This is a genomic window from Bradyrhizobium sp. LM2.9 (assembly GCF_054056555.1).
The window spans coordinates 4,225,891-4,252,594 of record NZ_JBSRYJ010000002.1 but is presented as its reverse complement, the minus strand read 5'-3'; the positions used below and the strand labels follow the sequence as shown (position 1 = coordinate 4,252,594).

The 26,704-nt window shown below is 64.4% G+C and carries 24 protein-coding genes and 3 pseudogenes; 16 read left to right on the top strand and 11 right to left on the bottom strand.

The genetic code is table 11. The annotated features are described in order from the left end of the window. Positions 1-155 precede the first annotated feature (155 nt). Positions 156-317 carry a DUF2934 domain-containing protein gene (locus ACVWW3_RS22175; protein ID WP_247348444.1) on the top strand — a complete coding sequence of 54 codons (162 nt, stop codon included), beginning with the start codon at positions 156-158 and terminating at the stop codon, positions 315-317. Between the two features lie 37 nt (positions 318-354). Here ACVWW3_RS22175 and ACVWW3_RS22170 read toward each other — a convergent pair whose 3' ends face one another. Further along, positions 355-900, bottom strand: a complete 546-nt coding sequence (locus tag ACVWW3_RS22170) for a hypothetical protein (protein ID WP_456672115.1) — start codon at positions 898-900, stop codon at positions 355-357. Positions 901-984: 84 nt separating this feature from the next. Then, on the bottom strand, positions 985-1,716 hold the full coding sequence (locus ACVWW3_RS22165) for a DUF3750 domain-containing protein (RefSeq protein WP_456648664.1): 732 nt from the start codon (positions 1,714-1,716) through the stop codon (positions 985-987). Positions 1,717-1,837: 121 nt separating this feature from the next. Here ACVWW3_RS22165 and ACVWW3_RS22160 point away from each other — a divergent pair, with 121 nt between their 5' ends. Together ACVWW3_RS22160 and ACVWW3_RS22155 are read left to right on the top strand one after the other, a co-directional pair. Further along, a complete protein-coding gene (locus tag ACVWW3_RS22160; RefSeq protein WP_456648665.1) occupies positions 1,838-2,098 on the top strand; it encodes a hypothetical protein in 261 nt (86 codons plus the stop codon). Positions 2,099-2,466: 368 nt separating this feature from the next. Continuing rightward, positions 2,467-5,583, top strand: coding sequence for a DEAD/DEAH box helicase (locus ACVWW3_RS22155; RefSeq protein WP_456672114.1), 3,117 nt, complete (start codon positions 2,467-2,469; stop codon positions 5,581-5,583). 3 nt (positions 5,584-5,586) lie between these two features. Here ACVWW3_RS22155 and ACVWW3_RS22150 read toward each other — a convergent pair whose 3' ends face one another. From ACVWW3_RS22150 to ACVWW3_RS22125, 6 genes and pseudogenes are all read right to left on the bottom strand, one after another. Beyond that, a complete protein-coding gene (locus ACVWW3_RS22150) occupies positions 5,587-6,858 on the bottom strand; it encodes a DUF892 family protein (protein WP_456648666.1) in 1,272 nt (423 codons plus the stop codon). Positions 6,859-7,005: 147 nt separating this feature from the next. Further along, on the bottom strand, positions 7,006-7,299 hold the full coding sequence (locus tag ACVWW3_RS22145) for a hypothetical protein (protein ID WP_456648667.1): 294 nt from the start codon (positions 7,297-7,299) through the stop codon (positions 7,006-7,008). 103 nt (positions 7,300-7,402) lie between these two features. After that, positions 7,403-8,800: pseudogene (gene glgX, locus ACVWW3_RS22140) on the bottom strand (glycogen debranching protein GlgX); the annotation flags it as partial. 49 nt (positions 8,801-8,849) lie between these two features. Further along, positions 8,850-9,982, bottom strand: a protein-coding gene (locus ACVWW3_RS22135; RefSeq protein ID WP_456647380.1) for an IS3 family transposase whose coding sequence is annotated in 2 segments (ribosomal slippage) — positions 8,850-9,727 and positions 9,727-9,982 — 1,134 coding nt in all. Because the reading frame shifts where the segments join, the coding sequence is not laid out codon by codon here. An 84-nt stretch (positions 9,983-10,066) separates the two neighbouring features. Further along, positions 10,067-10,921: pseudogene (locus ACVWW3_RS22130) on the bottom strand (glycogen debranching protein GlgX); the annotation flags it as partial. Positions 10,922-10,941: 20 nt separating this feature from the next. Next, a complete protein-coding gene (locus tag ACVWW3_RS22125; protein ID WP_247348501.1) occupies positions 10,942-11,223 on the bottom strand; it encodes a DUF3606 domain-containing protein in 282 nt (93 codons plus the stop codon). 312 nt (positions 11,224-11,535) lie between these two features. Here ACVWW3_RS22125 and ACVWW3_RS22120 point away from each other — a divergent pair, with 312 nt between their 5' ends. Next, a complete protein-coding gene (locus ACVWW3_RS22120) occupies positions 11,536-12,393 on the top strand; it encodes an SDR family oxidoreductase (RefSeq protein ID WP_247444761.1) in 858 nt (285 codons plus the stop codon). 8 nt (positions 12,394-12,401) lie between these two features. Here ACVWW3_RS22120 and ACVWW3_RS22115 read toward each other — a convergent pair. Further along, positions 12,402-12,545, bottom strand: a pseudogene (locus ACVWW3_RS22115) (DUF892 family protein); the annotation flags it as partial. A 54-nt stretch (positions 12,546-12,599) separates the two neighbouring features. Here ACVWW3_RS22115 and ACVWW3_RS22110 point away from each other — a divergent pair. After that, entirely contained in the window at positions 12,600-12,794 is a 195-nt protein-coding gene (locus ACVWW3_RS22110; RefSeq protein WP_247348427.1) for a hypothetical protein, read from the top strand. Between the two features lie 132 nt (positions 12,795-12,926). Then, a complete protein-coding gene (locus ACVWW3_RS22105; protein ID WP_247348498.1) occupies positions 12,927-13,109 on the top strand; it encodes a hypothetical protein in 183 nt (60 codons plus the stop codon). A gap of 130 nt (positions 13,110-13,239) precedes the next feature. Here ACVWW3_RS22105 and ACVWW3_RS22100 read toward each other — a convergent pair whose 3' ends face one another. Then, positions 13,240-15,027 carry a peptide ABC transporter substrate-binding protein gene (locus ACVWW3_RS22100; protein ID WP_456672113.1) on the bottom strand — a complete coding sequence of 596 codons (1,788 nt, stop codon included), beginning with the start codon at positions 15,025-15,027 and terminating at the stop codon, positions 13,240-13,242. A 273-nt stretch (positions 15,028-15,300) separates the two neighbouring features. Here ACVWW3_RS22100 and ACVWW3_RS22095 point away from each other — a divergent pair, with 273 nt between their 5' ends. Beyond that, positions 15,301-15,861 carry a hypothetical protein gene (locus ACVWW3_RS22095; protein ID WP_456648668.1) on the top strand — a complete coding sequence of 187 codons (561 nt, stop codon included), beginning with the start codon at positions 15,301-15,303 and terminating at the stop codon, positions 15,859-15,861. A 210-nt stretch (positions 15,862-16,071) separates the two neighbouring features. Here the strand turns inward: ACVWW3_RS22095 and ACVWW3_RS22090 are convergent, their stop codons facing one another. Beyond that, complete coding sequence (locus ACVWW3_RS22090) at positions 16,072-16,650, bottom strand: TetR family transcriptional regulator (RefSeq protein WP_456648669.1); 579 nt, start codon at positions 16,648-16,650, stop codon at positions 16,072-16,074. A 140-nt stretch (positions 16,651-16,790) separates the two neighbouring features. Between ACVWW3_RS22090 and ACVWW3_RS22085 the strand changes: the two genes are divergently transcribed. The 9 genes from ACVWW3_RS22085 (at position 16,791) to ACVWW3_RS22045 (ending at position 26,467) form a co-directional block, all read left to right on the top strand. Further along, positions 16,791-18,272, top strand: coding sequence for an MATE family efflux transporter (locus ACVWW3_RS22085; RefSeq protein ID WP_456672112.1), 1,482 nt, complete (start codon positions 16,791-16,793; stop codon positions 18,270-18,272). Positions 18,273-18,610: 338 nt separating this feature from the next. After that, positions 18,611-19,405, top strand: coding sequence for a MetQ/NlpA family ABC transporter substrate-binding protein (locus ACVWW3_RS22080; RefSeq protein ID WP_456648670.1), 795 nt, complete (start codon positions 18,611-18,613; stop codon positions 19,403-19,405). Positions 19,406-19,538: 133 nt separating this feature from the next. Continuing rightward, positions 19,539-20,573 carry a putative FMN-dependent luciferase-like monooxygenase gene (locus ACVWW3_RS22075; RefSeq protein ID WP_456648671.1) on the top strand — a complete coding sequence of 345 codons (1,035 nt, stop codon included), beginning with the start codon at positions 19,539-19,541 and terminating at the stop codon, positions 20,571-20,573. Between the two features lie 37 nt (positions 20,574-20,610). After that, entirely contained in the window at positions 20,611-21,237 is a 627-nt protein-coding gene (locus ACVWW3_RS22070; protein ID WP_456648672.1) for a CMD domain protein, read from the top strand. A 12-nt stretch (positions 21,238-21,249) separates the two neighbouring features. Then, positions 21,250-21,834: an alkylhydroperoxidase domain protein gene (locus ACVWW3_RS22065; protein ID WP_354105696.1), complete on the top strand. Its 585-nt coding sequence runs from the start codon at positions 21,250-21,252 to the stop codon at positions 21,832-21,834. A gap of 59 nt (positions 21,835-21,893) precedes the next feature. Beyond that, positions 21,894-23,051 (top strand): ABC transporter substrate-binding protein, encoded by a 1,158-nt coding sequence (locus tag ACVWW3_RS22060; protein ID WP_456648673.1) that lies wholly within the window; start codon positions 21,894-21,896, stop codon positions 23,049-23,051. A gap of 13 nt (positions 23,052-23,064) precedes the next feature. Further along, positions 23,065-24,888: an ABC transporter permease gene (locus tag ACVWW3_RS22055; RefSeq protein ID WP_456648674.1), complete on the top strand. Its 1,824-nt coding sequence runs from the start codon at positions 23,065-23,067 to the stop codon at positions 24,886-24,888. Beyond that, the gene (locus ACVWW3_RS22050; RefSeq protein ID WP_456648675.1) at positions 24,888-25,730 is read left to right on the top strand and encodes an ABC transporter ATP-binding protein; all 843 of its coding nucleotides are present in this window, start codon (positions 24,888-24,890) and stop codon (positions 25,728-25,730) included. The genes ACVWW3_RS22055 and ACVWW3_RS22050 overlap by 1 nt, the downstream gene beginning before the upstream one ends. Beyond that, positions 25,727-26,467 (top strand): ABC transporter ATP-binding protein, encoded by a 741-nt coding sequence (locus tag ACVWW3_RS22045; RefSeq protein WP_456648676.1) that lies wholly within the window; start codon positions 25,727-25,729, stop codon positions 26,465-26,467. Before ACVWW3_RS22050 ends, ACVWW3_RS22045 begins: the two co-directional genes overlap by 4 nt. Positions 26,468-26,704 lie beyond the last annotated feature (237 nt).

Genomic DNA, 26,704 nt, shown 5'->3' with positions numbered 1-26,704 from the left:
AGCTGCTCGTTCGCTACGACAGCTAGGAACTCTTGCGCACCATCGAGGCTTGAATCCGCGGGCCAGCATTGCCGCCAATTGCTGGTCTGCACGGCCCCGCCTCCAAGCCCCCCATACCCCCCAGGGTGGGGCCGTGCTTCATCGCAGGAGATGCAATGCCTGAGCCGACCGAGCAAGACATCAGAGACCGCGCGCACCGACTGTGGGAGCGAGCAGGCAAGCCGGAGGGCCGCGAGCAAGAATTTTGGCACGCAGCCGAGCAAGAGCTACGCAACGAAGACAAGTCGAACACCATGCGGACGCCGGATACGCTGTGACCGCCATGGGTGCCGTTCTGCTACGGAACAGAGCCTTCTAGAACGACTTGGTTCTAGAAAGATTTGGAGTTCTGAGCAGCACGGGCCGCGAAGCGGGCCCGTTCGCACGACGGTGTTTGCGGTGGACGAGCAGAAAAAGATAGAGCACCAGATCGAACTCGCAACGCGAGCGGCGGCGCTTGTCAAAGACGAAACCACTATCCAGCGTTTCAGGAACTTCGCTGAGGAGCTGAAGCGGAAGCTGCTTCGCATGATGCGGCGCGGTCAGGTGCCAACGCGCGCGTACGAGCTCTGGGAGCAGGCGGGTCGCCCGGGCCGATCGCGAAGTGGAATTTTGGCTCGAAGCGGAACAGCAGATCGAACAAGAGCGCGAACAGAGGAAGCTCTCGGGTCCCCCGGAGAAATGATAGCTGCTGGCGCTGCTGGTGCCCACATCGGCAGCGAGCAAGTCGCTGACTTTGTCCGCATTCCCCTGGACAGAGAAAAAGCCGCCGAGTTCTTCACCCTGGCGGCTTCGGAAGTCCGTAGCTGTTGATTGCCTCCTCAGCCTTGTGCGTACCGCCGTTACCTTGTTTGCGGCCATGCAAGATCATTATAGGCGAAGGCAATCGATTTCACTGTGACTTGAAGCACACATTGCAGAGCTGCCTCTTGCTCCGTCATTCCCTTACGCGCCGGCGGCGATCCCCAGGCGCCCGATGCCGGGAAGCTTCACCGCCGGGCGGCGGACGTCGAGGCCGAGCACCGCGCCGAGGAAATTGATCTCGACCCCTTCGACCCAACCGATGGTCATGCCGAGATAGCCCGACAGCGAGGCGTAGAGGCCGGTGCCGGACGCCGTGACGCCGGCCCAGCGTCCGCTGTAGGGAAAGTCCTTGCCGATCGCGGTCGGCGGCAGCACGGCGCGCAGCTCGGGAACGGCGTCCAGCGCCGCCTGTACGAAGGTGTTGGAATTCGGGCCCGGCCAGGCGCTGTAGTCGCCATAGGTGCGGAACTTGTAATTCTCGATGACGTCGCGAATCTTCGGAATCAGCGCTTCGGCCCGCGTGCCGTCGACCGCGACCACCGTTTCCGGCAGGGCGCCGAACCAGCGGCCGTCGGGCGCAAAGCCGTTGCTGCGAATCGGGTCGCCCCAGGCCGTGTAGTCGTACCGGCTGTAGGTGGCGGCACCTTTCTCCTTGACGACGATCCAGGTGTGGACGGCGAAAATGCTACGCCAGCGCGCGGTGCGCGCGGCGAACACGCGGATCAGCGCGTCCGGATCGGCGGATGCGGACGGCAGAAGGCCGGCGCTGGAGCGATCCGCCGTCTGCCAATTGCCGCGGCCGTCTCCGCGTAAATAATAGCGGCCGGCCGACACGCCGATCGGCACGAACATCAGCAGCAGGAAGAGAATCAAGACTTTCCTCAAGGGCAAACGGCGGTCAGGCGGGACGATGCCACCAATATAGTTCGCAATGCACGCCGCGCCAGCGCCCTCCGGCTCTTGCATTCGGGAACTGCGGCCATATGTTGCGCAGATGAGGAAGCTGTCACTCGTCGAAGACCAGGCCATCCAGGCGCGGATCGCGTTCGTCGCGGGCGTCGAAACGTTCGATCGCCTCTTCGCCGGCATCCGGTTCGACGAAATGGACGGCAATCTGCTGTTCGCCGTTGCGCGCAACGAAGACTGTGCGGCCGAGATCGAGGACGAGTTCTCGCATCACCTTGCCGTGGTCGCGACGCAGATCCTGGCGCAGAGCGTCGACGTGGTCGTGGTGCTGCCGAAGGTCCTGCAATAGCTTTCTGCCCGCAGGCCGCTTGCCTTCGCCCTGTCTCTCCGCTTTTCAACGCAATTGCAAAATTGTAATGACGTCATTGGGCGCTCAGGCCCGAGATGCGGACGGAGCTCGACGGAGGGCTCGTCGACGCTCGCCTCCATTTGCGAAACAACATTGGATACAAATTGGCGCCCACCAGGAAAGCCCGGGCCACGACCGGCGCGATAAAGACAAAAAGCCGGAGCTCAAAGAGCCAGAGCTCAAAAAGCAAAGGCTCGAAGAGCCAAGGCTTAAAAAGTAGCGGCTTAAAGAATATCGGCTCAAAAAGTAGCGGCTCAAAAAGCAAGAGCGCCTCGCGTTCCGCGGTCGCCTCCTCATCGCCGCTCGGTATGCTGGCGCTGCATCTGCTCGAGCAATGGGAAAAATCCGGCCGCGACGGCCTCGTGTTCCTCTGCGACGACGAGAGCAGGGCGGAGCGGCTGGGCGGCGTGATCCACGCGCTCGATCCTTTGGTCGAAGTGCTGGTGTTTCCGCGCCTGAACACGCTGCCCTTCGACGGCCTCGAGCCGTCCCGCGAGATCGCGGGCCGGCGCAGCGCGGTGCTGCGGCGCCTCGCCAAGGCCAAGAAGCCGGTCTTCCTGGTGTCCACCGCGGAAGCCATCATGGAACGGCTGCCGCTGCCGGCGAGCTGGTCGCGGTCGAGCCTCACGCTGAAGGTGGGCGCGCCCTATTCGGGGCCCGAGCTGGAGAGCCGGCTGGAAGCGCTCGGCTACGATCTCGACGAAGAGGCGGAGTATCCCGGCGGCGTCCTGTTCCACGGCAAGACGTTCGAAGTATTTCCCGCCGGCGCACTTGCGCCCTTCAGGATCGAGCATTCCGGCGAGACGATCCGCAAGATCGTCGCCGTCGATCCGGTCGAGCACGAGGTCGTCTACGAGACCAAGGAATTGACCATCGACCCCATGTCCGAACGGATCGCGCTGGGAGCTACGCGCGGACAGCGGGCGACGCTGCCGGATTATTGCGGTCGCGCGCGATGGATCGTGGATGCCGGGGTGTCGGCCCATGCCGATAGCTGGCTCGGCACGATCGAGGAGGCCGCCGGCCGCAGAGATGCGGAGCGCGAATATCTGGGGCAGGCGGACTGGAAGCGGCTGAAGAAGAGCTTCAGCGTGCTGCCGCGCAAGGCCGCCTTCATCTCGACGCCGGAGTTCTCGAAGCTCGCCGCGCCGCGCAAGGCACTTCGCGCTTTCGTCGCCGACATGCAGCGCGGTGGATCGCGGCTGCTGTTCGTCGCGGCGGTCGAGGATGACCTTCGCGCGATAGAGCGCATGAGCGGCATCAAGGCGGAGCGCCTTGCCGATTGGAGCGAGGTGTCGAAGGGACGGAGCCGCGAAGCCGCGCTGCTGGCCGATTTCGACGCGGGGTTCATTGGCACGGGCCGCAAGCCGCTTGTCGTCGTGACCGCGTCCGACGTGCTCGGCAGCCGGGCTCATCATCCGCAGCCGATGGCGCGCTCGTGGAATCCGGCGTTCGATCATCCTGACGTGCCCGAGAAGGGCGCCGCCATCGTCCATCTGCAACGCGGGCTCGCCGTGCTCGACGGCTTGCAGACCCTCGACATGGGACGGGGATCGCGGCGCGAGATGATCAGGCTCGCCTTTGCGGGCGACAATGCCGTGCTGGTGCCGCCGTCCGATCTTGCCGTGATCTGGCCGTATGCCGGGGAGCCCGGCAAGCTCACGCTGGACAAGGCGGACGGCAGCAGCTGGTGGGCGCGGCGCACCGAGGCGGAAGCGGAAATCCAGGTCGCCGCCAAGGCGCTCGCCAAACACATCAGTCAGCGCCGCCGCCGCCGTGCACCCAAATTGGTGCCGCCGGGGGCGAACTACGAAAAATTCGTCGCGCGTTTCCCCTATTTCACGACGGTCGACCAGGCCAAGGCGATTCAAGACGTCCTCGACGATCTGGCGGCGGGCCATCCCATGGACAGGGTGATCTGCGGCGACGTCGGATTCGGCAAGACCGAGGTGGCGCTACGCGCGGCGGCCGCGGTGGCGCTGTCGGGCAAGCAGGTGGCGATCGCGGCGCCGACGACCGTGCTGGCACGGCAGCATGTCGAAACCTTCCGCAAACGGTTCGGCCCGCTCGGGATCGAGGTGGGAAGCCTGTCGCGGGCCAGTTCAGGCCCGGAGACGCGGGAGACGAAGGAAGGGCTGCGGCGTGGCAGGCTGAAAGTCGTGGTCGGCACGCAGGCTCTCGCGGCAAAGGACGTGAAGTTCGCCGATCTTGGCCTCGTCATCATCGACGAAGAGCAGCATTTCGGCGCGGCGGAGAAGACGAAGCTTTCAGGACTGGCAAAGGGTGCTCATTCGCTCTGGATGAGCGCCACGCCGATCCCGCGCACGCTCGCTGCGGGTCTTGCCGGCTTCAGGGATCTCAGCGTGATCGCCTCGCCGCCGGTTCATCGCCTTCCCATCGTGACCAGGATCGCGCCGCTTTCGGAAGCCGCCATTGCCGCGGCGCTGCTGCGCGAGCGCAGGCGGAACGGGCAGAGCTTCCTGATCTGTCCGCGCATCCAGGATCTGGAGCCGATGCTGGCGCGAGTGCAATCGGTGGCGCCGGAGCTGCGCATCGTCTGTCTGCACGGCAGATTGCCCGTCGAGGAGATCGACGACCGGATGATGAGTTTTGTCGACGGCGAAGCGGATGTGCTGCTGGCGACCAATATCGTGGAAAGTGGCCTCGACATACCGCGCGCCAACACCATCGTGGTGTGCTGGCCCGAAAAGTTCGGCCTGGCACAGCTGCATCAGCTCAGGGGGCGGGTGGGACGCGGCGGCACGCGCGCGTTTGCCCATCTGCTGACGGAATCGACTTCGCAACAGTCCGAGAAGCGTCTGGCGGTGCTGGAGGAATTCAGCAAGCCGGGTGCCGGCTTTGCGATCAGCGAGCGCGACCTCGACCTTAGGGGCGCCGGCGATCTGTTCTCGGAACAGCAGTCCGGGCACGTCCAGGTGTTCGGACCCGTGCTCTACAGTCACCTTCTGAAGCTGGCCTCCGAGCGCGGCAGCGACACCGGCGCCGATCTGTGGGTCCCCGATCTCAATATGCCGCTGGCCGACATGCTGCCTGAAGGCTACGTGCAATCGGAAGCGGTCCGGCTCGAGATTTATGGGCGCGCAGCCCGGTGCCGCAGCGACGACGATCTGGAAGATCTGGAGGAGGAGATCTCGCGCCGTTTCGGCAGACTGCCGCCGGAGGCTCGCGACTTCTTCGCATCCGCCAGACTCCGGGTCGATTGCAAGCGGCGCGGCATCGTCAGGCTCGATGTCGGGCCCGAGGCCGTCGCCGCGACGTTCCTGCCGGGGAGGCTGCCGAAATCCAGGGCGAAGTCGAAAGCGGGATCGCTCCAGCGCGACGGCGACCGCGTCGTCTATTCCGGTCGCCGCGACCAGGACCCGTTCAGCCGCGTCGAGGAATTCCTCGAACTCCTCGACGCCTAGGGATTATTCGGTCTGCTCGACCGTCGCCGGCATTTTCGCCACCGACATCAGCGAGCGGGCAACCTGGTTGAGGAGCTGGTCGGCGTTCTCCTCCTCGGCGAGCGATTTCGACAGCAGGCTGACGATGGCACTGTGCCGAAGTTGCTGGGCGAGGTTGCGCGCCGTGCTATAGCCCGCGATCTCGTAATGCTCGACGCGTTGTGCCGCGCCGATCAGGGCGAGGTCGGCCGCCGCGTCCTCCTTGTCCTCGCCTTCGGCCATGATCTCCTGACCCTCCTCGACGAGGCCCATCATCCCCTTGCAGGGCTTGGCGCGGGCGGATTTGCCGAGCATTTCGAAGCATTCGTTGATGCGCTCGACCTGCGCTTCGGTCTCCGCGAGGTGGTGCTCGAACAGCTCGCGCAACTGGTCGAAGCGGGCAGCCGCCGCCATCTTGGGAAGCGCCTTGGTCAACTGCTTCTCGGCATGCAGGATATCGCGCAGCTCGTTGATAAGCAGATCACCGAGACCAGCTTCGTCTGCCGGCGGCGAGCTCTCCGTTACGATGGCGGTGGCCGGACCCGGTTCGCCCGCCTGGATCGCCGGCGAGTCCGTGAAGACCCAGTCGCCGCCCTCGTTCCACGGTCCGCGCGTGTCGATCTCGCCATGGTCGCCTGCGCCGGTGGAATCGTTGAAGAACTGGTCGACGAGGCCGGGCGTCGGGGCGAGGCGGCCGATGCTGAACGTCGGCTTGCCCATGCTTTCGAGCGCCAGCGCGAACGCCTTCATGTGCGTGATCTCGCGGGTCATCAGGAATTGCAGCGCGTCCTTGCTGCCGGCGTCATCGCAGAAATTGATCAGCCGCTCGTAGACGATCTTGGCCCGCGCCTCCGCGGCGATGTTGCTGCGCAGATCGACGTCGAGCTCGCCGGTGATCTTCAGATAGTCGGCGGTCCAGGCATTTCCCTGGGAGTTGAAGAGATTGACCCCACCGCCGCCCGCGATCGCGATCAGGGGGTCGGCTTCGGCCGCCTGGCGGTCGAACTTCGACGGCTTGAGATGCATCCGCGCCAGCGTGCCGACCACCTCCAGATGGCTGAGCTCCTCGGTGCCGATGTCCATCAGCAGGTCCTTGCGATCGGGATCTTCGCAGTTCAACCCCTGTATCGAGTACTGCATGGCGGCCGCGAGTTCGCCATTGGCGCCGCCGAACTGCTCAAGCAGCATGTTGCCAAAGCGGGAATCCGGCTCGTCCACCCGAACGGTGAACATCAGCTTCTTGACGTGGTGATACATGGGGGGACTTTCGGGTTCGAAGGACAGGAGAAGAAGATGCTTTCCGAACGGGCGGCTTCAAGGTTCGTTCCTATCGAGACGATCTGCGCCGGTGGTGTCAGGCGCAGATCGTTCGATGTCGTTGGCGGCAGGATTGCGCGCGCTTTGTCAGCGCTGATCCGGACGCTTGGCGGGCGGCCCGCTCTTGTTGCCCGGTGCGCCCTGAATATTCGACGGGTCCTGCGATTGCACGGCGGGGTTGCCGGTGGAGTTCGTCGAACTCGATCCGACGGTTTCACCGGGCTTGGCGGCCGGACCGTTCTTGTTGCCGGGCTGTCCGGCAATGCCGGCCCCTGAATTCTTCGCGCTCGGCGCGGACGATACGTCAGGCTTGCTGGACTGCGCCCAGGCTGCTGCGGGCAGCGCAAGGGCAGCGAGGATAACGGCACCTGTGAACTTCATCTCGGTGTTCTCCGACTGATGCCCCGTCTACTCGAACGCCTCCGACCTGCGTGCGTTCCTGTTGGCGTCAGCTCGAAGCGTCGGCTCGCCCCATCATGGCGAACTATCCGGGCAGCGGCGCCTCCACGATGTCCAGCAGCGCTCCGACGCCTTGTCGCAGGCGGCGCGTCGCGACGGTCTCGGTAGCGAGACCGAACACCACGAGGGATCGCCCGGTCATTGCATAAGCGCGCCCGAACTCGAACGCGGGCATCTGCCCCTCGGGTTGATTGGTGTCGATCAACCCGAGCCAGTTGCGGCCCTCGGCGACGGCGGGCAAGGTGAAATTCACGACGTCGTAATGGGCGTTGTAGATCAGCATCATGGTCGCATCCGAGCCGCGGCGCTTGATCCCGGTCTCCTGGGCGCGGCCGTCGAGCAGCAGAGCGAAGCATTTGGCGTTGCCGTCCTCCCACTGCTCCGTCGTCATTTCCTCTCCGGACGGCGCGAGCCACGTCACGTCCTTGACGTCCAGCTCCTCGTTGTGGGAACCGACCAGGAAGCGGCTGCGGTAGAGAATGGGAAATGCCTTGCGCGTGGCGATCAGCTTGCGCGTGAATTCGCGCAGGCTGCGGCCGTTCGCGGTGATGCCCATCCAGCCGAGCCAGGCGGTCTCGTTGTCCTGGGCATAGGCATTGTTGTTGCCGTTCTGAGTATGTCCGAATTCGTCGCCGGCCAGCAGCATCGGTGTGCCGTGAGACAACAGCATGGTCGCCAGCAGATTGCGCTTCTGGCGCTCGCGCAGCGCCGTGATTTCCGGATCGTCCGTCGGCCCCTCGGCGCCGCAGTTCCAGGAATGATTGTTGCCGTGGCCGTCGCGATTGTCCTCGCCATTCGCCTCGTTGTGCTTGTCGTTGTACGAGACGAGATCGTTGAGATTGAAGCCGTCATGGGCCGTGACGAAGTTGACGCTGGCCCACGGCCGGCGCCCGCGCTTGTTGAAGAGATCGCCGGATCCCGACACGCGCTTGGCGAAGTCCGCGATCGATCCTTCTTCGCCCTTCCAGAAGGCGCGCACGGTGTCCCTGAACTTGTCGTTCCACTCCGCCCATCCCGGCGGAAACTGACCGACCTGATAGCCGCCCGGACCGATGTCCCAGGGTTCGGCGATCAGCTTGACGCTGGAGAGCACGGGGTCCTGGCGGCAGGCATCGAGGAAGCCGCCGCCTTCGTCGAAACCGTAGGGCTCTCGTGCCAGGATGGTGGCGAGGTCGAAGCGGAAGCCGTCGACCCGCATCTCGGTCGCCCAGTAGCGCAGGGAATCCGCGACCAGTTGAAGCACGCGCGGGTGTGACAGGTTCACCGTGTTCCCGGTGCCGGTATCGTTGATGTAGTAGCGCGGCGTGTCCGGCAGCAGGCGGTAATAGCTGGCGTTGTCGATGCCCTTGAAAGACAGGGTCGGGCCGAGCTCGTTCCCTTCCGCGGTGTGATTGTAGACGACGTCGAGGATAGAGCTGGTCCCGGTTGTCTGAACAAAATCTCCGCGTCGATAAGTGGAGCGTCTGCCGGGGTTAGGCCGCCATGCGGATTGGCGGCTGGTTGAAGTAGGCTTGATCCGGTGTGCTGCCGTCAAGGCTCGAGTGTGGACGTCGGCCGTTGTAGAAGTCGAGATAGCGGCCAATCGAAGCTCGCGCCTCGCCGACCGTTTCGTAAGCTCGCAGATAGACCTCTTCATATTTGACGCTGCGCCACAGCCGTTCGACGAACACATTGTCCCGCCAAGCCCCTTTGCCGTCCATGCTGATGGCGATGGCTTGGTTGGTGAGCAGGCCCGTGAAGGCCGCGCCAGTGAACTGCGAGCCCTGATCCGTGTTGAAGATTTCGGGCTTGCCGTGACGCGCCAAAGCATCCTCCAGGGTCTCGACGCAGAAGGCCGCCTCCATCGTGATCGACAACCGCCACGAGAGAACCCGGCGGGTTGCCCAATCCAGCACGACAGCGAGATACACGAAGCCGCGCGCCATCGGGATATACGTGATGTCCATCGCCCAGACCTGGTTCGGCCGTGTGATCTCCATGCCGCGCAGCAGATACGGATAGATCTTGTGACCGGGCTCTGACTTGGTCGTGCGCGGACGGCGATAGAGCGCCTCTATCCCCATCCGCCGCATCAGCGTCTTCACATGCCGGCGGCCGACCTTGCACCCCTCGGCAGCCAGCAGGCCGCGCAACATACGCGAACCGGCGAAGGGATACTCCAGATGCAACCGATCGAGCCGTTGCATAATCGCGAGGTCGGCGGAGGGCACCGGACGCGGCAGGTAATAGACGCTGCCACGGCTGATGTTCAGAGCTTCCGCTTGCCTAGTGATCGACAGATCGTGCTCACGGTCGATCATCGCTTTGCGCTCAGCAACCCCGCCTTGGTGAGCGCTCCTTCTAAAAAATCGTTCTCCAGCGTCAGCTCTCCGATCTTGGCGTGCAACGACTTCACGTCGATGGCCGGCCCGGCAGATGCCGCGGGACCTGCCCCGAAAACGTCAGAGGCACCGCCCTCCAGTTGGGCCTTCCACGCCGTGATCTGATTGGGGTGGACATCAAAGTGCTCGGCCAACTGCGCCAGCGTTCGATCGCCCTTGATGGCGGCCAGCGCTACTTTCGCCTTGAAGGCCGGGGAATGGGTTCGGCGGGATCGTCTGCTCATCGTCGCTCCTGTCTGCGGCAACTATCGCCGCATTCAGGCAGAAACTCCACTTATCGCGATGTTCAGATTTCTGAGACCAGCTGTGATGACCTCGATCCCATGGGCGTGGAACTGGTTGACCATGGCCTTGAATTCGTTCGCGAGCGGCGTCTTGAGGTAACGCGGCTCCGGCGCGAAGAAGGCGAGGGAGTTGTAGCCCCAGTAATTGCGCAATCCCTTCTCGACCAGATAGCTGTCATCGACGAAGGCATGGATCGGCAACAGCTCCGCACTGGTGATGCCGAGCGATCGCAGATAGGCCGGAACCTCCGCATGCGCGAGGCCGGAGAACGTCCCCCGGTCCGCGTCGGGCACCAGCGGATGCAGCTGGGTAAAACCCTTGACGTGCATCTCGTAGACGATCGTCCGCTCCCACGGCACTTCCGGCTTGCGCGCGGCGCCCCAGGTGAAGGCCGGGTCGATGACGCGGCATTTCTGCATCAAGGGCGCGCTGTCGCGTTCGTCGTAGGAGAGATCCTTGTCGGCATGGTCGAGCTGGTAGCCGAACAGCTCCGGTCCCCAGCGCAACCGGCCGACGAGTTGCTTGGCGTAGGGATCGAGCACGAGCTTGTTGGGATTGAAGCGGTGTCCCGCGTCGGGGTCGTAGGGGCCATGGACGCGGTAGCCGTAGACGGTACCGGGACGGGCTGCGGGCAAATAGCCGTGCCAGACTTCGTCGGTATATTCGGGGAGCTCTATCCGCTCCAATTCAGTCTCACCGTTATCGTCGAACAGGCAGAGTTCGACTTTGGTGGCATGGGCCGAAAACAGCGCGAAATTGACGCCAAGTCCGTCCCAGGTGGCGCCGAGCGGAAACGGCTTGCCCTCGGTGATCCGGGAGCGGCGCAGGCTCGAGGCCGCCCGCGTCAGAGCGTCGTCCGAATGTATTTGTTGATCCATCGTTGCCCCCGAATAGCCGTTCAAGAAACTGGTTCAGTCGCCGTTATTTCGGCTGTCGCCTGCTCGCCGACGGCCGCCGCAGCGATCACGGTGCCAGGAGGAACATCGTCCGGCTTGGGCAGTGTGGTTGCCCTTTGCTGCGCCGCCTCCTTGCTGATCGCCGCAATCGAGTTGCCGATCCGGTCGACGATGCTGGTCAGCTCCGAATCCGACAGCCCAAGGCGCTTTCTGACGAGCCGCACTTGAGTACGGTCGGCCAGGTCGAGTTTGTTGCGGATCGGCTGTGGCTTCGAGCGGCGCATGGCGAAAACTCCTGTGTAGAGTTGCAACCGTCCCTCAGGCGATTCCGTTCCTTGCTTGTCTTGCGGTTGCCCGCCTGGATCGAAGATTTATAGATGGCTGCGTACGACCTGGCCGACTGTGTCCAACTGAAGGCCTGCGCCATGGCAGCGCGGCGCATGTGATCGAGGCGGTCCTTCTCGATCACGAGATCGACCCCCTTCTGGTGCACCAGGGGCGACATCATCGTACGGCTTGGCCAAGTGGCGTGATGGGACGGCGAGGAACGCTTCCGACGGCTTTCCGTTAGCGCAGCAAATTCCTGGAGCCGCTCCATGACCGAATATCCAAAGCCGCCGTTTCCTCCGCAGCAGCAATCGATGCCCGGCTCGACGCGCGCGATGAATCCTCGACCGGATCACGGCGAGGAAAGTTACAAGGGCGCGGCGCGCCTGGCCGGAAAAAAGGCGATCATCACCGGCGGCGACAGCGGCATCGGCCGCGCGGTCGCGATCGCCTATGCCCGGGAAGGCGCGGACATCGTCATCGCCTATTTGAACGAGGACGAGGATGCCGCCGAGGTCAAGGCGCTGGTGGAGCGCGAGGGACGCAAGATCGTCCTGATCCCCGGCGACATCCGCAATCCCGATCATTGCCGCGCGATCGTTCGGCGCACCGTCGAGGAGCTCGGCGGGATAGACATCCTTGTCAACAACGCGGCCCATCAGGCCACGTTCAAGGACCTCGCTGACATCAGCGACGAGGAATGGCAGCGGACGTTCGAGACCAACATCCACGCCATGTTCTATCTCACCAAGGCTGCGATCCCCCACATGCGCCCGGGAGCGGCGATCATCAACACCGCGTCGGTGAATTCCGACATGCCGAATCCGACCCTGCTGGCTTATGCCACAACCAAGGGTGCCATTCAGAACTTTACCGGTGGGCTCGCCCAGATGCTGGCGACGAAGGGCATTCGGGCCAACGCGGTCGCCCCGGGTCCGATCTGGACGCCGCTCATTCCGTCGACCATGCCGGAAGACACCGTCAAGAATTTCGGCAAGCAGGTGCCGATGCAGCGGGCCGGGCAGCCGGCCGAGCTCGCGACCGCCTATGTCATGCTTGCCGATCCGCTCTCGAGCTACACATCAGGAGCGACCCTGGCGGTCACGGGTGGGAAACCGTTCATCTGACTGAAGACTCATCTGCGCGCCATGAGAACGGTGTTGGCAGCTTTCGCTTCGTTCAAATTGGTCGTGAGGAAGCGCACGATGTGGTCGTGCCCAAGTTCCTCCGCCCAGGCGATCAGCATGCCGTAGCGACGCTCGTAATGCTCCACGAACTGGAACGCCGCACGGCTGCGGCTGTTCCATTTCCGTGCGCAGATCAGGAGAACCGAATGAGTGATGCAGCAGATCATCTCGCGAACCTGCTCGGACGGGCGGCGATGGACGTGTGGGGCGACATGCCTCGCGACATCCAGGAAGCGCTGTTCGAGACCGCCATGAAGGGACGGGCTGCTGAGCGGGAAGAGCTCGCGCGACTACTGCATGAGCGGCATCCCCGTACGCTTCATCCGGCGCGGCCGGGCTGACGCGGCGGCGGGAACGATCGCGCGAGAAGCCGATTGGTAAATGGGCGATGCGCTGCGAACGGCTTTGGAAGAAACCCGCGGACCGTGTCGTTCAACTTGAGTCGAATCTGTGGATCGATTGACGTGACTGAGATGATCATCGGAAAATGGTACGACCCGATCTCGCAGCGATGGATCGTGCCTCGCGAGGCCCGTCCGGTGGCGGCCTATTCGCAGTCCGGCGCGGAAAAGGGGCTGGACAGCCGCAAATCAGGCGAGGCGGAACGGATCTGGGACCTGTTGGTCGATTGCTGCGCAAATGGTTCAAGTGGTTGATGCCACGCCGATCGCCACCTTCGCCCCAATGCGAGGGCCTGGCCGGATCTGTTCACATGTGAACAGAAGTGCCGGCAGGGATTGAGCTGGTGGGCCCGAGCCGGAGATTGAGCGTTCAGCCTGCCCGGCGTCAGTTGCGGTACCAACTCGCCAGATTCCACGTCGTGACGTCCCACCCTGACATGTCGACCATGAGGTTGTTGACACCTGCGTTAACGATGTTGCGGGAGAGAAGCGGCAGAAACACGTTGGCCTCGCAAAAAGTTTCGTCGACCTTGATCAGCAGTGCGGCGCGCTTGACCGGATCAAGCTCGTTCTGGGCCGCCTTGTAGGCCTTGTCAGCCTGGGGATCGGACCAGCGCGAGACGTTGCGGCCCAGCCATTTGTTGTCCTTGTTGGAGATCTCCCAGGAGACGCACTGGTTCAGGAACCGCTCCGGGTCGGGCTGCGGCTGCGTGGTGTTGTACATCTCCATGTCGGCATAGAACTTCGAGTAGGTGTCGGGATTGCCGACGTCCGACGAGAAGAACACCGAAGGGGTGACCGACTTGAGCTCGATCTCGATGCCGGCCTTCTGGCAGGCCTGCTTGATGATGGCCTGCGTCTTCTGGCGCGGCGCATTGGTCGAGGTCTGGAAGACGAATTTCAGCTTCTTGCCGTCTTTCTCGCGGATGCCGTCCGCGCCCTTGGCCCAGCCGGCTTCATCGAGGACCTTGTTGGCCTTGTCGACGTCGAACTCGTATTTCAGCTTGGCTGACTTGAACTGTTTGGGTGCGTTGACGAAGCTCGCGGTGGCGACGCCGCCGCGGCCGTAAATGAACTTCTGGATCGACTCGCGGTCGATCAGCAGGTTGATCGCCCGGCGAACGGCGGGATCGGACAGCGTCGGGTGCTTCGTCTTGGTGCTGGAACGCTCGCCGTCAACTTCGGTCCACGGGTCCGTCGTGTTGAGGATGATGAACTCGACGTTGCCGGAGGGCGTGACGTCGAGCTTGCCCTTCCCGCTTGCCTCCATGCGCTTGAGGACCTCCTCCTCGACCTGCATGTTCCAGGCGTAGTCGTATTCGCCGGTCTGGAGCACGGCGCGCGCCGCGGAGACCGCATCGCCGCCGCCCTTGATTTCGAGCGTGTCGAAATGCGGCTGGTTCTTGACGTGATAGTCGGGATTGCGTTCGGCCCTGATCAGGTCGCCGGGCTTGAACTCGACGAATTTGTAGGGACCGGTGCCGACCGGCTTCAGGTTGCCGGGCGCCTCGCGCGACTTGGCGCCGGCATAGTCGCCGAAATGGTGCTTGGGCAGGATCGGACCGACCGAGCCGACGAAGGGGTCGGCCCAGAACGGCGTCGGGCTCTTGAAGATCACTTTGACGGTGTGGTCGTCGATCTTCTCGACCTTGATGTCCTTGTAGGATCCCGTGGTGTACGCCGCGGTCGCGAGGTCCGCGGCGTATTGCCAGGTAAAGACGACGTCGTCGGCGGTGAACGGCTTGCCGTCATGCCATCTCACGCCCTGCTTCAGCTTCCAGATCACGCTCATGCCGTCCGCCGCGAGGCTGCCGTTCTGCTTGCTCGGGACCTCGGCGGCGAGGCAGGGGAACAGGTTGCCGTCCTTGTCCCAGCCGGCAAGCGGCTCGAAGAACACGCGCGAGGCGATCTGGTCCTTGGTGCCCAGCGCGAAATGCGGATTGAGCAGCGTCGGAGCCTGCCAGAGCAGGATCTTGAGCGGGCCGCCGCCGCCAGGCTTGGTCGGCTTGTAGGGCAGCGTGGCGTCCGCCATCGCCACGTCGTTCCAGAGCAGGATCTGGCTGGCAACCGGCGCTGCGATCCCGATCGCGGCCATCGTCTGCATGAACGAGCGTCGCGACAGCGTGCCCTGCTTCACTTCCGCGATGGACTTGCGGACTTCGTTCTCGTTCATCGGTTGAGCTCCACCTGCACATTGCCACCGGCCAAAGCCCATCATGTTTCATCAGGGCCGGGGCGGCAATGCCGGCAAGAGAGCAAAGTCCTGCGGCGAAATGACGAGGGTGGAGATGGGCAGTTTCTGCCGGGACAGATTTGCCGGCGTGACGAACCTGCCATCAGGATCAGCGATAAGCCCTTGATGGCAATAACGCTCTCATCTGGCATGCTCGTTGCACGCAGAACGTGCGTTTGCAATGGAGTGGAGTTTGGTATGAGCGTCAGCAGTATGAGCAGCATCGGTGGTGGAAGCGCGGCGGGTTCGTCTTCGTCCACCGGGCAGGCGAAATCGGCCGATTCACAAGATGGAGTCTCGATGTTCGCGTCCCTGCTGAACGATGGCACACCCTACGACGAGGTCAAGGTGAGCTTGCCGAACGGCATGTCGATCGGCATAGTCCACTTCGGCGGCGGTGGCTTCGACAGCAGCGCGCTCAAATCCATCGAGGATTTCGTGCAGAGGCTCGCGAGCCAGCAGATTTCAGGAACCTCGACATCCGGCGCTGATCAAGCGCAGAATGCCGATCCGGCGCAGAATAACGACACGCCCGACACTGCGGGGCTCGACAAGGTCCATGTCGATCTTCCGAATGGAATCTCGTTCGAGGTGCTGCATTCCTCCGGTGGTCATGCAACGGACAGTGCCGCCGTCATGAAAGAGCTCACCGAGGCGGCCGAGGAACTCGCCGAATCCCTGTCGCACTACTCACCGGCGTCGGCCGCCGCGTCCGCCTATGCCGCGCAGGCAGTGTCATCCGGCCGCAACGGCCAGGTGGACGCGAGGAGCTGAGTGCGAATAGCGGTAACTGGACCGCCGCCTGAGAGACCCAGGCGGCGATCCGGTGCGAGCTCAGGTGAACTTGGGGAAGTTCTAAGGCCGCGCCGGAACGCTAACCCGGTCGCCGCGGGCACATCAAGTATCGCGATGTTGCTCCAGCCGGAGATTGATTGCAGCCGCCAGGAAATTGCCACACATGCTCCCTCCGAGAGCCGACATGCATCAGCGCCCGTTCGCGAGGGCCAGCGCGGCATCCACTGCATTCTCCAGAATCTCCTCCGACAATTGCCTGTCGCTCACCGCGCGCGACAATTGCAGCGCGCCGACCATGGTGGCGTAGACCGAAATCGCGCGTCGCCGACGCTCCGCAGCCGAGCCATCCGGCATCTGCGCTGCCATCAGCGCGATGAGATCGGCCGTTTTTCCGGTAAAGGCGTCGCGCGTCGCCTTCGGATGCCGCGCGATCTCGGAAACCAACGCTGCGGTCGGGCAGCCAGTCGCCGCGCGGTCGCGATGCCTGGGGGAGAGATAGTCGCGGATCGTGGTCTCAAGCGCGACGCCGTTGGTGAGATTGTCCTTGTGCCTCTGCTCGCGCCGCTCCAGCGCCTCACACAGCACCGCGCGTACCAGATCCTCCTTGGAGGCGAAATGCGTGTAGAAGGCGCCGTTGGTCAGGCCGGCCTCCGCCATGATGCCGGCGAGGCCGACCGCGGCGATGCCGCTCTCCCGAAACTGCGACGAGGCGACGTCGATGATGTGCCGCCGTGTGGTGTCCCTGTGTCCCTTGTCGTAGCGCGCCAATCCCGCCTCCTCGCGACCTGGCCATCGCCCGGCCACAAAATCGTGAGGCCGGGCCTATTGCATTACGATCATAATAATACATTATGGCTGTAATGCAATAGGCGGCCGTCCGGCGGTCCGTGACGTACAGGATCAAACCCATGTCAGTCGAGGATGCCGCCGCGCCGGCCTTGTCAGCCACGCAAGCCGTGGCCCGCACCGCGGCTCCGCTCCGCCGGGCGCTCGCGCCCGTCCCAAGCGCCGCGGCAACAGAGAGCGCCGCGGTAACAGAAGGCGCCGCCGAGCAGAAGCGTGCCGCGCTGCTGATGGCGCCGATCCTGCCGACGCTGCTCAAACTCGCCCTGCCGACCGTCACGGTCCTGGTGGCGCAAACCGCGGTCAACATCGCGGAAGCCTATTATGTCGGCTTCCTCGGCACCGATGCGCTCGCCGGCGCCGCGCTGGTGTTTCCGATCTTCATGCTGATGACCATGACGTCGAATGGCGGCTTCGGTAGCGGCGTTGCCTCCTCGGTTGCGCGCGCGGTCGGTGCCGGCCGACGCGACGATGCCGAGGCCGCGTTGTTTCACGCCGTGGTGCTCGCGATCATTGCCGGCGGCGTGTTCTCGCTCGGCGTCATCGTCGGCGGACCGCATCTGTATCGCGCCCTCGGCGGCGCGGGCGATGCGCTCGCAGCTGCCACCACCTATTCCAACTACCTCTTTGCCGGCGCCATCCCGGTGTGGATCGTCAATCTCCAGGCCGCGGCGTTGCGCGGTGCCGGCAACGTCAAGGTGCCCGCGCTGGTGACGCTGGTCGGCGCGATCGTGACCATTCCGGTCTCGCCGGCTCTGATCTTCGGGTTCGGGCCGATCCCGCGGCTCGGCATCGGCGGCGCCGGCATCGCATTCGGCCTCTATTATGGCGCGGCGATGCTGTTCCTGCTCCGCTACATGTCGTCGGGCAAGTCCGGTCTGCGACTGCACATCGTGCCCTTGCGCGCAAAAATCTTCGGCGACATGCTGAAGGTCGGCATCCCCACCGCCTTCAACGCGGTGCTGACCAATCTCACCGTCATCCTCGTCACCGGCGCGGTCGGCCTGTTCGGCACCTCGGCGCTTGCCGGCTACGGCATCGCCTCGCGACTCGACTACATCATGATCCCGCTGCTGTTCGGCATCAGCACGGCGACGCTGACCATGGTCGGCGTCAACATGGGCGCGGGGCAAACGGCGCGGGCGCGGAAAATCGGCTGGGTCAGCGGCATCGCCGGCATGATCATGACCGGCGCGATCGGCCTGTTGGTGGCGATCTTCCCGACCTCGTGGCTGAACCTGTTCAGCCACGATCCCGAGGTCGTGAGCGAAGGCGCGACTTACCTGCGCATCGTCGCACCTGCTTATGCAGCGCTCGGCTTCGGCTTCGTCACGTCCTTTGCCGTGCAAGGCACGGGCCGCGCCATGGGGCCGCTCGCAGGCGCGCTCATGCGGATCCTGATTGCGGCCGGCGGCGGCTGGATCGCGGTGGCGAGCTTTGGGGCGGGAATGGCGGGACTGGCCACGATGGTCACGGTGTCGCTTGCCGCCTATGCCGCGATCTGCGCCCTGATCATGCTGTCGCCGGCGACGTGGCGCTTGGAGTAAACCGGCATCACTGCAGGCCGGTAACGCCAACCGCCAGCGCCGCGAGCAGCAGCAAATTGCTCAGCAATTTGAGCGGCGTGTTCGGGCGCGCCAGCCAACGCGAGACTTTTCGGAGAGCGACAGCGCCGGGTCGGCGAACAGCGGTTCAAAGCTGTGCCTGAAGAAATGCGGAAATTCGCTTTGCCGTGATACGCCTCACGCTTGCGCAGGTGCATTCGTTCCCCACACGGCGTCGAACGGAGAAGCGTCGTCCGCGTCAGCCGGCCAATATGGATTTTCATTTCATTGATTTCGCCCCGCGGAGAAGCGAATACGGTTCCAATCATTGCCGCCGAGTTATGGAGACTAAGATGTCGTTTCGCGTCCCCCTGATCCTCGCAACCGCGATCGCCGCCTGGTCGGCGGCCGCCTCGGCCGAGACCATCAAGATCGGCGTGACACCGGGGCCGCACGCCCAGATATTTGAGGCCGTGAAGCCGATCGCCGCCAAGCAGGGTCTCGACATCCAGCTCATCGAATTCTCCGACTACGTCGTGCCGAACGCAGCGCTCGATGCCGGCGAGATCCAGGCCAATTCGTTTCAGAACCAGCCTTATCTCGACAACCAGAAGGCCGACCGCGGCTACAAGATCGAGTCCGTCGGGCTAACCGTGAATTTCCCGATCGGCGTCTATTCGAAGAAGCACAAGGCCTTCGCCGACATCCCCGAGGGCGGCAAGGTCTCAATCCCGAACGATCCGACCAATGGCGGCCGTGTGCTGCTGCTGCTGCGCGACAAGGGCGCCATCAAGCTGAAGGACGGCACCGGCTTCAAGCCGACGGTGCTTGATATCACCGAGAATCCCAAGAAGCTGAAGTTCATCGAGGTCGACGCGGCACAGGCGCCGCGCGCGCTCGACGACGTCGACGCCGCCGCGATCAACACCAATTATGCAACCCAGGCTGGCCTCGATCCGGTCAAGGATCCGATCCTGCGCGAGGACCCGAAGGGTCCCTACGTCAACCTGATCGCCATTCGCACGGCCGACAAGGACAAGCCCTGGGTCAAGATCCTCGTGGACAGCTACCACTCGGCAGAGGTCAAGGAGTTCGTCCTGACCAAGTTCAAGGGCGCGGTATTGCCGAGCTGGTAGGCAGTCTGCCCAGCCAGAGCCCAGCAAAGTCCAGCCAGGAACGATCCCGGCGGGCAGCCTTGCGCAATGCCCGCTTGTCTGGAGCTGCGCCAACCGACATCATCGGGGCCCATCCTCGCCCGACAGGGGTCGCATGAAACGCTTAGCAAACCTGAAACGCCTGGGATTCTTCACGCGGCTTCTCGACGAGGCCCCGCCCGCTGAGCGCTATCGCTTTGCGGCCGAGCAGATCGTGCGCGCCGAGAAGGCGGGCCTCGATTCCGCGTGGATCGCGCAGCATCATTTCCACGAGCGCGAGGGCGGCCTGCCGTCGCCCTTCACTTTCCTCGGTTACGTCGCCGCGCAGACCTCGCGCATCCGCCTCGGCACCGGCATCGTCACTTTGCCGCTGGAGAACGCGGTGCGGGTGGCGGAGGACGCCGCGGTGCTCGATCTGCTCTGCAACGGCCGCTTCGAGCTTGGCGTCGGCACCGGCGGCAACCCCTCGGCCTTTGCCGCGTTCGGCCTCGACAGCGCCCAGCGCAACGAGATCTTTGCCCGCAATCTTCAGGTCGTTCGCACCGCGCTGGTCGGCAAGCCGCTTGACGGCGGCGATACGCTCTATCCGCAGCGGCCGCACTTGGACGGCCGGATCTGGCAGGCGACGTTCTCGGTGGCGGGCGGCGCGCGTGCCGGCAAGGCGGGCGATGGCCTGTTGCTGTCGCGCACGCAGCCGAGGCCCAAGGAAGCGCCGAAGGCAACGCTGGCCGAGATTCAGAACCCGGTCATCGATGCCTATCTCGAAGCGCTGCCGCCGGGACGCGAGCCCCGCATCATGGCCTCGCGCAGCGTGTTCGTCGCCGACGACCGGACTGAAGCGATGCGCCTTGCCGATATCGGGCTGCGGCGCGCCCTGCCGCAATTCCTCAAGGGCGGCCACGCCAAGCCGGGCGAGACGCTGGAGGAGATGATCACCGCGTTCGACACACATGTCGGCGCGGCCGACGACGTTATCGCCTCACTGCGCACCGACGCCACGCTGGAGCGGGTGACCGACCTGGTGTTCCAGGCGCATTCGGTCGATGCGCCGCACCCCCATATCCTGCGTTCGATCGAGCTGGTCGCGGAGAAAGTCGCGCCGGCTCTGGGCTGGACGCGGACGGCGCCCGATGTCGCGCTGGCAGGTTAGTCGGAATGAGCAGAGTAGCGTTGTACGAGGCTAAATGATGGGTACGAAAGATATCATCGACACGCTCGCCGGGATCGAACCGGGTTCGTCCCTCGACGCCATTCGTGTGCGTCGCATGCAGGCACGCGACAACGCGCAGAAGAGCTATCTCTCGCTGTTCGAGCCGATCGACGCCGGCGATTTTTCGCTGGTGGAGCGCGCGGCGGTCGCACTCTTCGTGATCGGTCTTCACCGCGAGCCCGATGTGGCCGGCTTCTATCGGACGAAGCTCGCGGCGACCGCCGACGGAGCCCGCCTGGTGGAAGCGGTCGATGTCGAAATCGCGCGGGGCGAGACCTCCGGCCCGTACGGCGCTTTTCCCGCCGGCCCGCTGTCGGTCGAGAACAAGGCCGGCCTGATCTACCGCGTCAGCGCGGAGCGCAAGCCCGATCTCGGCACCCGGCTCGTTGCGGCGTTTGAGCATGCGCATCTGCTGGTGTTCCGCCCGCGCGATGCCGCGTCAGCCGACATGAAGGCGCTGCTCGCCGCCGGCTGGTCGAGCACCGGCATCGTCACGTTCTCTCAGCTCGTCGCGTTCCTGTCGTTTCAGGTGCGCGTCGTCACCGGACTGCGCGTGCTCGGTGCCTCGCTCGGGCACACAGCGAACGCCGCGGCCGGCGCGTAAGGAGGCTGCATCATGAGCGCTGCAAACAATGTCAATCCGGCCGTCGTCTTCACCCAGGATGAACTGGGCTGGGTGTCGTGGATCGATCCGCTGCCCGAAGCCGAGCTGACCGAGCGGCACTTCGCCGGCCTGGTCGATCGCTCCCGTTCCAAGTCTGAGTATTTCCGCCTGCTGGTGCGCGATCCCGAGGTGCTGGAAGCCCGCACCAAGACCGACAAGGACATCTTCTACAACGTCGCCGACGGCCTGCCGCGCGCTGAGCGCGAGCTCGCGGCGGCTGCGACTTCCCGCTACAACGGCTGCATCTACTGCGCCTCCGTGCATGCGCGTTTCGCCAGCACCTATTCCAAACGCCGCGACGATTTGCAGCGCCTGCTCGACGAAGGCGTTGGCGCCGATCTCGGCGAGCGATGGAATGCGGTCGTCAAGGCCTCGGTGGCGCTGGCTGCGACGCCGATTGCGTTCGGCCCTGACAATGTCGAGGAGCTGCGCCGTGCGGGTCTCGACGATGCGGAGATCGTCGACGTCATCAACGGCGCGTCGTTCTTCAACTGGGCGAACCGGCTGATGCTGTCGCTCGGCGAGCCCTCGAAGTAGCCAATCTCACCGGCATAGAAATTGCTGCTTGTTTCAACATTAAGTGGATGGAGCCGTGCATGAGCAACATCGATCGTCGTACCCTGGTCAGGGGCTCGCTTGCCGCCATGATGGCGGGAGCAGCCTTCTCGCGCGCCGCCTTCGCGCAATCGTCCGAGCCGATCCTGCTCGGCGTCAGCGGTCCGCTGACCGGGCCGAACGCGCAATATGGCACGCAGTGGAGGCAGGGCTTTGATCTCGCGCTCGACGAGATCCAGTCAGCGGGCAACATCAACGGCCGCAAGCTCGCCTACAGTTTCGAAGACAGCCAGAGCGACCCGCGCCAGTCGGTGGCGATCGCCCAGAAATTCGTCTCCGATCCCAGGATCGTCATGGAGCTCGGCGACTTCTCCAGTCCCGCCTCGATGGCGGCCTCGCCGATCTATCAGCGCGGCGGGCTGGTGCAGTTCGGCTTCACCAACTCGCATCCCGATTTCACCAAGGGCGGTGACTTCATGTGGAGCACCTCGGTCAGCCAGGCCGACGAGCAGCCGCTGCTGGCGGCCTATGCCGTGAAACGTCTCGGTCTGAAGAAGCTCGCGGTGCTGCACCTCAACACCGATTGGGGCCGCACCAGCCGCGACTATTTCGTCAAGGCCGCGAAGGAGCACGGCGCCGAAATCGCCATCACCGAAGGCTACATCGCGGAGGAGCGCGACTTCCGCTCCACGCTGGTGCGCGTCCGTGACGCCAATCCCGATGGACTGATCCTGATCTCCTACTATTCCGACGGTGCGCTGATCGCGCGCCAGGCGCGCCAGGTCGGGCTGAAGCAGGTGATCTGCGCCGCGAGCTCGGTCTACTCGCCGAAATTCCTGGAGCTCGGCGGCGAGGCGGTCGAGGACGTCCATGTCGGGACGCGCTATTTTCCGGAAGACCCGCGGCCCGAGGTGCAGAAATTCATTACGGGCTTCAAGAAGAAGTACAACGGGCTGGAGCCCGACGCGTTCAACGCCTACGCCTATGACGCGATGAACATGGCGGCCGCCGTCGTCAAGATCGGCGGCGCCGACCGGCGCGCCATCCGCGATGCCTTTGCGAAAGTGAAGGACGTCTCGAGCGTGATCTTCGGGAAGGCGACGTTCGACGTCGAGAGCCGCCGCGTCAAGGGCGCTATGAATGCCGAGCTCGTCGTGCGCAAGGGCCAGTTCGCGCTCTGGGACGGCAAGCCGACCTGAGGGGATCTCCTGCGTGTCTTCCTGGCTCGACTACACGATCAACGGGCTGATCGTCGGTAACGTCTACGCCCTCGTTGCGGTCGGGCTCGCGCTGATCTTCGGCGTCAGCCGGCTGATCAACTTTGCCCAGGGCTCGATCTACCTCGTCGGCGCCTATATCGGCTGGGTCGCGGTGGTGCAGCTGCATACGCCGCTGCCGCTCACCATCATCCTGGTCGCGGTGGCGGCGGCGCTGGTCGGGTTGATCATCGAACGGTTCGGCCTGCGCCCGCTGCAGAACTCGGTGCGCATCGCGCCGCTGCTGGCGACGATCGGCATCAGCTTCGTGCTCGACCAGCTCGTGATGCTGACCTTCTCGCCCAATCCGCGCGCGCTGCCGAGCCAGCTGCCGGATGTCCGATTCCAGGTCGGCGGCGGCACGATCGGCCCGCTTGATCTGCTCATCGCCGGTGTCGGCATCACCAGCGCGCTGCTGCTGTTCGTGTTCCTGCGCTATAGCAAGCTTGGCTGGGCGGTGCGTGCCACCGCCCAGGATCGCGACGCCGCGATGCAGATGGGCGTCGACGTCAACCGCGTCAATCAGGCCGTGTTCGGTATTGCGGCTGCGCTCGGCGGCGTCTCCGGCTTGCTGGTTGGCATGTACTACAACCAGATCGACACCGCGATGAGCCTGCAGGCGACGCTCAAGGGGGTTGTTGCCGAAGTCGTCGGCGGCGCCGGCAATGTGCCCGGTGCGGTGATCGGCAGCCTGTTGCTCGGACTGGTCGAGAGCTACGGCGTCGCCGTGTTCGGCACCAGCTATCGCAATTTGTTCGCATTCCTGCTGCTCGTCGTGGTGCTCGTGCTGCGCCCGAACGGCCTGTTCGCCAGCGCACGGCAGGCGCCGCCCGAGCCGCTCACCGGCACGTTCATTGCGCCGAGCCGCCCTGTTCGCATTCCACGCTGGGTTCTGCTGGTCGCCACCGGCATCTTCGCGGTCCTGCCGTTTTTTCCGGTGTCTTTCTACGTGCTCCAAACCCTGATCAACGCCTGGTTGCTCGGCATGCTCGCGCTCAGCCTCACCCTGGTGGCGGGCACGATCGGCCAGGTCTCGCTCGGACATGCGGCGCTGCTCGCGATCGGCGCCTACACCTCCGCGCTACTGTCGCTGACCTTCTCCGTTCCCGTCGGCCTCGCCATCATCGGCGGCGGCCTGATGAGCGCCGCGCTCGGCACGGCGCTGATCTCGCCGTCGTTCCGGCTGCGTGGGCATTACGTGTCGATCGCCACGCTGGCGATCGGCGAGATCGTGTCGCTGGTGATCCTGAACTGGGAAAGCGTCACGCGCGGTCCGATCGGCATCTCCGGCATCCCGCCGCTGTCGCTGTTCGGCTATGAGTTGGTCAGCCCAGTTTCGATCTATTGGTTCAGCTTTATCGTGATGGTCGTACTGGCGCTCCTGCAGGGACGCCTGCTCGGCTCGCATCTCGGCCGCAGTTTTCGCGCCATTCGCGACGACGACATCGCCGCGCGCGCCTATGGCCTCAGCCTGAACCGCTACAAGTCGCTCGCCTTCATCTTCGGCGGCTTCGCCGCCGGCGTCAGCGGCGGCATCGCCGCGCATCTCTATTCCTACATCAACCACGAGACCTTCAACACGCAGCAATCCATTCTGGCGCTGACCGTCGTCATCCTCGGTGGCCTCGGCAATGTCGTCGGCGCCATCGTCGGTGCGGTCGCGCTGGTCGGGCTGCCCGAACTGTTCCGGATCGCGGCGGAGTATCGCATCCTGATCTACGGCATCGTGCTGCTGCTGCTCGTGCGGTTCAGGCCGCAGGGCCTGTTGGGGACGATGTGATGGCGGAGCAGCACACGACCATGCTGTCCCTGCGCGGGCTGACGCGGCGCTTCGGCGGCCTGACCGCCGTCGACGCCATCGATCTCGACCTCGCCAAGGGCGAGCTGATCAGCATCATCGGCCCGAACGGTGCCGGCAAGACGACCCTGTTCAATCTCGTGACCGGGCTCGATCGGCCGGACGCCGGGACAGTTCACTTCGAAGGTCAGGACATCACGGGTCTCTCGCCGGAGCGGCTGGCCGCCGAAGGCATCGCGCGCACGTTCCAGCTCGGCCGCGTCTTCGGCAATCTCAGCGTCATGGACAACGTGTTGATCGGCGCCCACACGCGGCTGCGTGCGGTCAAGCCCGCCGTGCCGCTGATCGGCCCGCTGCTGGAGTTGGGATTGGCATTGCTGCGGCCGGCCAGCGTCAAGGCCGAGGAAGAGCGGCTGCGCGAGGAGGTGAAAGCCATCCTCGCGCGCTTCGGCGAGCGCCTGCTGCCGCGGATCGACCAGCCGGCCTACAGCCTCTCCTACGCCAACCGCCGCCGCGTCGAGATCGCCCGCGCGCTCGCGCTGAAGCCGCGCCTGCTGCTGCTGGACGAGCCGACCGCCGGCATGAACCCGACCGAGACCGCGGAGATGCAGGGCCTCGTTGCCGAACTCAAAGGCGAGGGCCTGACCATCCTCCTGATCGAGCACAAGCTGGAAATGGTGATGCGCCTCTCCGACCGCGTCATCGTCATGGACGAAGGCAAGAAGATCGCGGAAGGGCCGGGCGAGCAGGTGCGCAAAGATCCCAAGGTGATCGAGGCCTATCTCGGCCACGGCCTGACGACGGAGCAGGAGAGCGCGGCATGACGAATTCGCCTCCCGATGCGCTGCTCGCGCTGACCAACGTCAATAGCTTCTACGGCCAGGCCCAAGTGCATTTCGACCTGTCGATCAGTGTTCCGCGCGGCCACATCGTCTGCCTGCTCGGCGGCAACGCCAGCGGCAAATCCACGACGATGAAGATCATCCTCGGCCTGGTGAAGCCGCGTTCCGGTGACGTGACTTTCGACGGCGCCTCGCTGCTGGGGTTGACCACGCCGCAGATCGTCCGTCGCGGCATCGCCTCGGTGCCGGAGGCGCGGCGGCTGTTCGCGGACATGAGCGTGCGCGAAAACATCCTGATGGGCGCCTTCGTGCGCAACGATCGCACCGAAGTGGCGCAGGATCTCGACAAGATGCTCACGCTGTTCCCGAAGCTCGGGCAGCGGCTGTCGCAGCGCGCCGGCTCGCTCTCCGGCGGCGAGCAGCAGATGGTCGCGATGGCGCGCGCGCTGATGAGCCGTCCCAGGATGATCGTGATGGACGAGCCCACCATGGGCCTGTCGCCGCTTTACGTGGATCGCGTGCTGGAGCTGATCCGTGCCATCAACCAGGAAGGCGTCTCGGTCTTCATGGTCGAGCAGAATGCCAGCCTCGCGCTCGAGATCGCGCACGAGGCCTATGTGCTCCAGACCGGCAAGATCGTGCTGTCCGGCTCGGCCCGTGCGCTGAAGGACGACCCCCGCATCCGCGACGCCTATCTCGGCGGCTCCGAGGCTGCCTAGCGCCATCTCGGCCTGCATGGTTCGAGACGCCCGCCGTTGGCGGGCTCCTCACCATGAGGATTTGGCATCTCGCAGCGAAACAAGACCTCATCCCGAGGAGCCCGCGCAGCGGGCGTCTCGAAGGAAGGCCACAAGCATTCCTGCAAAGCGGCTCCCCTGAATTGCACTGGTCAGTATGACCATCTTATGAAAAGATCATACCGCCCATGCGATGGGCGTGCAGCGGACGGATTGATT

Excerpts from the sequence above, each read along its gene's own strand:
- ACVWW3_RS22045 (WP_456648676.1), top strand. The coding sequence starts at position 25,727 with ATGACGAATTCGCCTCCCGATGCGCTGCTCGCGCTGACCAACGTCAAT.
- ACVWW3_RS22075 (WP_456648671.1), top strand. The coding sequence starts at position 19,539 with ATGAAACGCTTAGCAAACCTGAAACGCCTGGGATTCTTCACGCGGCTT.
- ACVWW3_RS22060 (WP_456648673.1), top strand. The coding sequence starts at position 21,894 with ATGAGCAACATCGATCGTCGTACCCTGGTCAGGGGCTCGCTTGCCGCC.
- ACVWW3_RS22080 (WP_456648670.1), top strand. The coding sequence starts at position 18,611 with ATGGAGACTAAGATGTCGTTTCGCGTCCCCCTGATCCTCGCAACCGCG.
- ACVWW3_RS22070 (WP_456648672.1), top strand. The coding sequence starts at position 20,611 with ATGGGTACGAAAGATATCATCGACACGCTCGCCGGGATCGAACCGGGT.
- ACVWW3_RS22065 (WP_354105696.1), top strand. The coding sequence starts at position 21,250 with ATGAGCGCTGCAAACAATGTCAATCCGGCCGTCGTCTTCACCCAGGAT.
- ACVWW3_RS22175 (WP_247348444.1), top strand. The coding sequence starts at position 156 with ATGCCTGAGCCGACCGAGCAAGACATCAGAGACCGCGCGCACCGACTG.
- ACVWW3_RS22100 (WP_456672113.1), bottom strand. The coding sequence starts at position 15,027 with ATGAACGAGAACGAAGTCCGCAAGTCCATCGCGGAAGTGAAGCAGGGC.
- ACVWW3_RS22085 (WP_456672112.1), top strand. The coding sequence starts at position 16,791 with ATGTCAGTCGAGGATGCCGCCGCGCCGGCCTTGTCAGCCACGCAAGCC.
- ACVWW3_RS22145 (WP_456648667.1), bottom strand. The coding sequence starts at position 7,299 with ATGAAGTTCACAGGTGCCGTTATCCTCGCTGCCCTTGCGCTGCCCGCA.
- ACVWW3_RS22125 (WP_247348501.1), bottom strand. The coding sequence starts at position 11,223 with ATGCGCCGCTCGAAGCCACAGCCGATCCGCAACAAACTCGACCTGGCC.
- ACVWW3_RS22110 (WP_247348427.1), top strand. The coding sequence starts at position 12,600 with ATGAGTGATGCAGCAGATCATCTCGCGAACCTGCTCGGACGGGCGGCG.
- ACVWW3_RS22160 (WP_456648665.1), top strand. The coding sequence starts at position 1,838 with ATGAGGAAGCTGTCACTCGTCGAAGACCAGGCCATCCAGGCGCGGATC.
- ACVWW3_RS22050 (WP_456648675.1), top strand. The coding sequence starts at position 24,888 with ATGGCGGAGCAGCACACGACCATGCTGTCCCTGCGCGGGCTGACGCGG.
- ACVWW3_RS22095 (WP_456648668.1), top strand. The coding sequence starts at position 15,301 with ATGAGCAGCATCGGTGGTGGAAGCGCGGCGGGTTCGTCTTCGTCCACC.
- ACVWW3_RS22155 (WP_456672114.1), top strand. The coding sequence starts at position 2,467 with ATGCTGGCGCTGCATCTGCTCGAGCAATGGGAAAAATCCGGCCGCGAC.
- ACVWW3_RS22150 (WP_456648666.1), bottom strand. The coding sequence starts at position 6,858 with ATGTATCACCACGTCAAGAAGCTGATGTTCACCGTTCGGGTGGACGAG.
- ACVWW3_RS22105 (WP_247348498.1), top strand. The coding sequence starts at position 12,927 with ATGATCATCGGAAAATGGTACGACCCGATCTCGCAGCGATGGATCGTG.
- ACVWW3_RS22170 (WP_456672115.1), bottom strand. The coding sequence starts at position 900 with ATGGCCGCAAACAAGGTAACGGCGGTACGCACAAGGCTGAGGAGGCAA.
- ACVWW3_RS22120 (WP_247444761.1), top strand. The coding sequence starts at position 11,536 with ATGACCGAATATCCAAAGCCGCCGTTTCCTCCGCAGCAGCAATCGATG.